Below are 7,319 nucleotides of genomic sequence, written 5' to 3' on the forward strand. Positions count from 1 at the left end.
GATGGATAAGTATATTGAGATGATCCGAATAAGATTCTTAATGATGTTAGCGTACCGTACAAATTATTACACAGGTATTTTAATTTATAGTATTAATATCGGCGCCTATTATTTTTTGTGGAAAGCAATTTATGGGGGAAAGGAGACAATTGAGGGCTTGTCGGTTCTCCAGATGACTACTTATGTTGCGGTCGCTTGGATGGCTCGGGCATTTTATTTTAATAATATTGACCGTGAAATGGCTATGGAAATAAAGGAAGGAAAGGTAGCTGTTGAATTAATTAGGCCTTATAATTATTTGACGATGAAGACGATGCAGGGGTTAGGTGAAGGCATCTTCCGTTTATTTTTCTTTTCTGTCCCTGGAATGCTTATCGTTTCGTTGGTTTTTCCCATTCGATTTTCAGCAGATATATACACGTGGGCTCTCTTTTTTGTTTCCATTGTCCTAAGTTTTTTAATAAATACTCAAATCAATTTATTAACAGGAATGACTACTTTTTTCTTATTTAATAATACAGGTCTCATAAGAGCAAAACGGGTTATTATTGATTTGTTTTCTGGACTTTTATTACCGCTCAGTTTTTTTCCTCAGGGAATTCAAGACGTACTTAAGTTTCTCCCTTTTCAAGGAATCAGTTATGTGCCAAGCATGATATTTACAAATGGGTTCTCCTTTAGTGAGACCTTACAGGCAATCATGCTACAAGGTTTGTGGGTGTTAATCTTAATTGTTCCGATACAGGCTCTTTGGATATTAGCCAAGAAAATGCTTGTCATCCAAGGAGGGTAAAAGAATGTTTTATTTACAAATGCTTGCACAATATATTGGTCAATATCTGAAAACTAGACTTCAATATCGTTCAGACCTAGTTGTAGAACTAGTATCAGATTTGCTTTTTCAAGCGGTAAATTTAATTTTCATTATTGTTGTTTTTGGACATACCGATTTTTTAAACGGCTGGAGTCGGGATGAAATTATCTTTATTTATGGATTCTTTCTTGTTCCATTTGCATTATTCTCATCCTTCTTTAATATTTGGGATTTTAATGAGAGATATATTGTAAAAGGAGAGCTCGATAGAATCTTAACTCGACCTATACACAGTCTGTTTCAAATTGTCCTTGAACGTATGGAATTGGAATCTCTATTTGGCGCGATTACAGGTTTTGTGGTTATGGCATATGCTGGTGCTCGACTTGGACTTTCTCTAAATTGGTACGACCCGATTTTGTTTTTAGTTTTTGTAATAGGTGGAGCTCTTGTGTATGCAGGTGTTTTTATTCTTATCGCCTGTATTAGTTTTTGGGCGGATGCTAGAACTTCCATAATGCCAATGATGTACAATATTGGTAATTATGGAAGGTACCCGGTAGATATTTATAACACGGTAATTCGCTTTGTGCTCACATGGATCCTACCTTTTGCATTTGTGGGAGTTTACCCAGCAGCGTTTTTCTTGAGAAGAGAAGAATGGTATGTGTATTCCTTTTTGACCCCTGTTATCGGAGTGGTGTTTTTTGCGATTTCCGTATATGTATGGAATGAGGGAGTTAAAAGATATCGAGGAGCTGGGAACTAAAGACCGTGTACATGCAGTCATAACCTAATTGAGAGGTGCGTATAGTAAAGTGAGGGAGTTCATTTGAAAAGAGGATAAGAATATGATTTTTTTTCTGTCATTACTAATTATTTTCGTTTGTCTTTTTATGAGCTTACGACTGCTATTTGTCCCTAATAAAATAAAAGGGAAACAGGTGTCCTTCGAAAATTTTCTCTTTCTTGCCTTTATTTACGCCACAGTAACCATTGGGTTTGGCTTGTTATATCTATTATTAGAAATACATGGTCACGATGTCTTGCTTGAAACGAACCAAGCAGATAATTCCATTCATTATATAGAGAGATTAGCAACAAGTATTTATTTCAGTGCCATTACACTCTTCTCAGTAGGGTATGGTGATATATCGCCAGTTGGGATCGCGCGGGGGATTGCGGTGTTTCAAGCGCTAATAGGATATACAATTCCCGCTGCCTTTGTAGCAAGAGCAGTCATTGATATGGAAAAGAACTAAATACGCCACCTCCAAAGTTGTATTTTAGTTGTAAGTTAGATAGGCTAACTGTATATAAATATTGGAGGGGTATATATGGAAGTATTAGGAAAAGCAGCTCCGGATGTAGCATTGCCTGCAAGTAATGGAGAGACTGTCCGTCTCTCAGATTTTAAGGGGAAGAATATTGTGTTGTATTTTTACCCAAAGGATATGACGCCTGGCTGTACGACACAAGCTTGTGATTTTCGAGATCAGCATGAAAGTTTTGCTGACTTGAACGCTGTTATTATTGGTGTAAGTACAGATCCAATGAGTAGACATGAAAAATTTATTAATAAATATGATCTTCCATTTCTATTATTAGCAGACGAAGAACAAAAGTTGTCAGAGGCATTTGGTGTGTGGAAGCTCAAAAAAAACTTTGGCAAAGAATACATGGGAATTGAGCGGTCAACCTTTATTCTTGATGAAGAAGGAATCGTTGTGAAGGAATGGAGAAAGGTGTCTGTAAAAGGTCATGTGGAACAGGCATTACAATTCTTAAAAGAAAAAATTACAGCCTAATTTTCTATATAAAGGCTATTGTCCATTCAAATAAACAAGTAGTGAATACATTATATTAGGGCATACCTCCTCAGATACTTTTTAACAGGCTAATCATAGCCTGTTTTTTTATGTGTGTGCTAGTCATTCTTTTGAATAAATTGAAATATCAACTACATACATATAGTAATAAGAGGAATTAACTAAAGAGGTGGGGTATGAAAATCTATACTAGATCAGGTGATAAAGGAAAAACATCGTTGCTTTATGGTGAACGTGTAAAGAAAAGTGATCTAAGAGTGGAAGCGTATGGAACATGTGATGAAGCGAACTCAGCGATTGGTCTTGCCTTAACTCTTTTGGTTCTAGATGATCAAGAAGCAGAGAAGGATATAAAAGTTGCACTTAGTCATGTACAAACGACTCTTTTTTATGTTGGAGCTGAACTTGCTACACCAATAGGAAAGAAAGTGACGAGCGCAGTAACAGAAGAACATGTAAGGGAACTCGAGATGTGTATTGATCGGTGGGATGAGAAGCTAAAAGAATTGAAAAATTTCATCTTGCCAGGGGGGAATGCTTCGGCCGCAGCCCTTCATATGGCACGGACAATTGTAAGGCGGGCAGAAAGGTGTGCAGTAGATATTGAACAAGTAAACCCGATGATAATTGCCTATTTAAATCGCCTATCTGATTTGTTATTTGTCGCAGGAAGATATGTGAATAGTAAGAAAGGTATTAATGATATTCTAGTTAATATAAAAGAATAATTATTTATCATTTACACTGCAGGAATATTGACAAAGTATAACACATATTAGTACACTAATTGTAAATATTATAAAGTAATAATTTTTACTAGGAAAGAGGTGCATGGCGGTGTCGCATCAATTGAAAGAAGCACTTGACACGTTAAAAGAAACTGGAGTCCGTATTACTCCCCAGCGTCATGCGATACTTGAATATTTAATAAACTCCATGTCACACCCGACTGCTGATGATATTTATAAAGCTCTTGAAGGAAAATTCCCTAATATGAGTGTGGCTACAGTTTACAATAATTTACGAGTATTCCGCGAGGTTGGACTTGTAAAAGAACTTACTTACGGTGATGCATCAAGTAGGTTCGATTTTATTACAACCCATCATTATCATGTGATCTGTGAAAAGTGTGGAAAGATCGTTGACTTCCACTATCCGGGTCTTGATGAAGTAGAACAATTAGCATCTCATGTTACAGGATTTAAAGTAAGTCACCATCGAATGGAGATTTACGGAACTTGTCCTGATTGCGCAATTAAAGAAGCTCATTAAGCGAAAAAGAAGGAAAATAAAAAAAGCTGACTTACATGTCAGCTTTTTTGCTGTTTTTACGGTTGTATTTTTCATCAAATTCCTTACCAGTTAAGCTCGGATCAAGTGTAAGCGGTTCGTTGCAATACATACACATATCCACTCGGCCTAACACCTTAGTGGTTTTCTGGCAATTTGGACAAACTACCTGAACGGTCTTCGTAGATAACATTCCGATCCAGAAATACACCACCGTACTCGCAATAATTGATAAAAGCCCAAGAAGCATAAAGAAAGTCATAACTAAGGGAGCATTTCTAAAAAAGATTCCTATATACATAATGATGAATCCAATAAAAATTAAGCTTAGCGCAAAAGTACGGATTTTGTTAATTTTGCTAGAGTATTTACCCATTTTTATTCCCTCCTAAAAGCTAAATATATCATACCATTATTGATGAGATAAATATATAATAAGGAGGTCTGTGTCGAAATTTGACTTTTTTTTTTGAAGGAGTTTTATGTTCGACGTCGAAATTATAGCCTATCAAGAATTGGGAGGAATTCCTATGGAAGACTTTCTCCGTCCTTTATATCAGGAACGGGCAAGCCAAGCGAACACACTTGGTGTCTTATTTATAGAAAAGAAACAAAAATCTATTCCTACTACAGATACGTTTGATGCTGTTTTACTTATTGTTGTTAAGGAAGCGGAACAAGCTGTTTTTATTAAACATTACACCTATGAATATAAAAAAGCTGCTTTACATGTTGTAACAGAAGAACAAATTAACCAGTGGATTCTTCTTGGTACCAATCGTAAAATCTTTGATTGGTTTTACAATGGGAAAATTCAATTCGATCGTAATGAGTACCTTTATAATTTGAAAAAGGAGCTTATGGAATTTCCTTTCTATGGTAGAAAGGTAAAGATGGGACTCGAGTTTGCAAGATTAATTCGCCGCTATATGGATGGAAAGGCCTTCTTTGAAAATAAGCATCATTTAGATGCATATAATCATGTGGTACACTCTCTTCATCATTTAGCAAGACTTGCTGTAATAGAAAATGGCTTTCATCCTGAAGTGACTGTATGGCATCAGGTAAAACAAATTGAACCTGAAATTTTCAAATTGTATTCAGAGCTTGTAACGAGTGAAGAATCAATTGAGAAAAGGCTCGAACTATTATTTTTAGCAAGTGAGTTCCTTATTCATTCAAGAACGAAAGTAGGCATTATGCATCTTCAAGAAGTCTTAGCACAAAAGGACATTTGGGCGTTCCAAGAAATCTTGAGTCATGATGAGCTGAAGGAATACTCGGTAGACTTAAGTATGTTATTAGAGTACTTAATAGAAAAAGGATATATTGAGGTTGTTAATCAGGAAACAAAGGGGCAAGGTGTTTTTCATAGATATTATAAAGTAGCTGAAAAATTATCGTAAAAAAACATGATTTTTCTGTTGACCTGAGGTTGGATTCTTGTTATATTAATATCCGTCGCTACGAAATGTCGCTAAAATCAATTTGTAGCTGACGGAAATGTTTTTGAAAAACAGTGTTGACACGATATAAACGCTGTGATATATTAATAAAGTCGCCTCTGAACGAGACGATAATAATTGTTCTTTGAAAACTAAACAAATCATACGTCAACAAAAATGATTAGTGTTGAAAAATACACTAGCCAACGTTTTAACTTTAAGAGCTAATCTTACTCTTTATTGGAGAGTTTGATCCTGGCTCAGGACGAACGCTGGCGGCGTGCCTAATACATGCAAGTCGAGCGGACTTGGAGGAAGCTTGCTTCCTCCTTGTTAGCGGCGGACGGGTGAGTAACACGTGGGCAACCTGCCTATGAGACTGGGATAACTCCGGGAAACCGGGGCTAATACCGGATAATTCTTTTCTACACATGTAGAAAAGCTGAAAGATGGTTTCGGCTATCACTCATAGATGGGCCCGCGGCGCATTAGCTAGTTGGTGAGGTAACGGCTCACCAAGGCGACGATGCGTAGCCGACCTGAGAGGGTGATCGGCCACACTGGGACTGAGACACGGCCCAGACTCCTACGGGAGGCAGCAGTAGGGAATCTTCCGCAATGGACGAAAGTCTGACGGAGCAACGCCGCGTGAGTGATGAAGGTTTTCGGATCGTAAAACTCTGTTGTTAGGGAAGAACAAGTACCGGAGTAACTGCCGGTACCTTGACGGTACCTAACCAGAAAGCCACGGCTAACTACGTGCCAGCAGCCGCGGTAATACGTAGGTGGCAAGCGTTGTCCGGAATTATTGGGCGTAAAGCGCGCGCAGGTGGTCTCTTAAGTCTGATGTGAAAGCCCCCGGCTCAACCGGGGAGGGTCATTGGAAACTGGGAGACTTGAGTGCAGGAGAGAAGAGTGGAATTCCACGTGTAGCGGTGAAATGCGTAGAGATGTGGAGGAACACCAGTGGCGAAGGCGACTCTTTGGCCTGTAACTGACACTGAGGCGCGAAAGCGTGGGGAGCAAACAGGATTAGATACCCTGGTAGTCCACGCCGTAAACGATGAGTGCTAAGTGTTAGAGGGTTTCCGCCCTTTAGTGCTGCAGCAAACGCATTAAGCACTCCGCCTGGGGAGTACGGCCGCAAGGCTGAAACTCAAAGGAATTGACGGGGGCCCGCACAAGCGGTGGAGCATGTGGTTTAATTCGAAGCAACGCGAAGAACCTTACCAGGTCTTGACATCCTTTTGCCTTCCCTAGAGATAGGGCGTTCCCCTTCGGGGGACAAAAGTGACAGGTGGTGCATGGTTGTCGTCAGCTCGTGTCGTGAGATGTTGGGTTAAGTCCCGCAACGAGCGCAACCCTTGATCTTAGTTGCCAGCATTCAGTTGGGCACTCTAAGGTGACTGCCGGTGACAAACCGGAGGAAGGTGGGGATGACGTCAAATCATCATGCCCCTTATGACCTGGGCTACACACGTGCTACAATGGGTGGTACAAAGGGCAGCAAAGCGGCGACGCCAGAGCCAATCCCATAAAACCACTCTCAGTTCGGATTGTAGGCTGCAACTCGCCTACATGAAGCTGGAATCGCTAGTAATCGCGGATCAGCATGCCGCGGTGAATACGTTCCCGGGCCTTGTACACACCGCCCGTCACACCACGAGAGTTTGTAACACCCGAAGTCGGTGGGGTAACCGTAAGGAGCCAGCCGCCTAAGGTGGGACAGATGATTGGGGTGAAGTCGTAACAAGGTAGCCGTATCGGAAGGTGCGGCTGGATCACCTCCTTTCTAAGGAAAATTGAGGCTTATGACCTTCGGTCAAAGCTAACAACCGTTGATGATATGATTTGTTTAGTTTTGAGAGAGCAATCTCTCTATGATAATCGTTCTTTGAAAACTAGATAATGATAAATGAAGAAAACCAAGAAATACCGAGT

8 protein-coding genes and 1 rRNA gene are annotated in these 7,319 nt (G+C 39.7%); 8 read left to right on the forward strand and 1 reads right to left on the reverse strand.

All coding sequences use genetic code 11. The annotated features are described in order from the left end of the window. Window position 1 precedes the first annotated feature (1 nt). From MKX65_RS05185 to perR, 6 genes are all read left to right on the forward strand, one after another. Window positions 2-793, forward strand: a complete 792-nt coding sequence (locus tag MKX65_RS05185) for an ABC-2 family transporter protein (RefSeq protein WP_160548970.1) — start codon at window positions 2-4, stop codon at window positions 791-793. A 4-nt stretch (window positions 794-797) separates the two neighbouring features. Beyond that, window positions 798-1,583, forward strand: a complete 786-nt coding sequence (locus MKX65_RS05190) for an ABC transporter permease (protein WP_160548969.1) — start codon at window positions 798-800, stop codon at window positions 1,581-1,583. Window positions 1,584-1,665: 82 nt separating this feature from the next. Further along, on the forward strand, window positions 1,666-2,076 hold the full coding sequence (locus MKX65_RS05195) for a potassium channel family protein (protein ID WP_340902693.1): 411 nt from the start codon (window positions 1,666-1,668) through the stop codon (window positions 2,074-2,076). 75 nt (window positions 2,077-2,151) lie between these two features. Beyond that, window positions 2,152-2,622 carry a thioredoxin-dependent thiol peroxidase gene (gene bcp / locus MKX65_RS05200; protein ID WP_340902695.1) on the forward strand — a complete coding sequence of 157 codons (471 nt, stop codon included), beginning with the start codon at window positions 2,152-2,154 and terminating at the stop codon, window positions 2,620-2,622. 197 nt (window positions 2,623-2,819) lie between these two features. Further along, window positions 2,820-3,371 carry a cob(I)yrinic acid a,c-diamide adenosyltransferase gene (locus tag MKX65_RS05205; RefSeq protein ID WP_340902697.1) on the forward strand — a complete coding sequence of 184 codons (552 nt, stop codon included), beginning with the start codon at window positions 2,820-2,822 and terminating at the stop codon, window positions 3,369-3,371. Window positions 3,372-3,474: 103 nt separating this feature from the next. Then, window positions 3,475-3,915, forward strand: a complete 441-nt coding sequence (gene perR, locus MKX65_RS05210; RefSeq protein ID WP_119707042.1) for a peroxide-responsive transcriptional repressor PerR — start codon at window positions 3,475-3,477, stop codon at window positions 3,913-3,915. A gap of 31 nt (window positions 3,916-3,946) precedes the next feature. Here the strand turns inward: perR and MKX65_RS05215 are convergent, their stop codons facing one another. After that, window positions 3,947-4,309 carry a DUF2614 family zinc ribbon-containing protein gene (locus tag MKX65_RS05215; protein ID WP_160548965.1) on the reverse strand — a complete coding sequence of 121 codons (363 nt, stop codon included), beginning with the start codon at window positions 4,307-4,309 and terminating at the stop codon, window positions 3,947-3,949. 154 nt (window positions 4,310-4,463) lie between these two features. Between MKX65_RS05215 and MKX65_RS05220 the strand changes: the two genes are divergently transcribed. Next, window positions 4,464-5,339 carry a nucleotidyltransferase-like protein gene (locus MKX65_RS05220; protein ID WP_340902699.1) on the forward strand — a complete coding sequence of 292 codons (876 nt, stop codon included), beginning with the start codon at window positions 4,464-4,466 and terminating at the stop codon, window positions 5,337-5,339. 276 nt (window positions 5,340-5,615) lie between these two features. Beyond that, a 16S ribosomal RNA gene (locus tag MKX65_RS05225) occupies window positions 5,616-7,170 on the forward strand. Window positions 7,171-7,319 lie beyond the last annotated feature (149 nt).

It is taken from the genome of Robertmurraya sp. FSL R5-0851 (assembly GCF_038002965.1).
Taxonomy (GTDB): domain Bacteria; phylum Bacillota; class Bacilli; order Bacillales; family Cytobacillaceae; genus Robertmurraya_A; species Robertmurraya_A beringensis.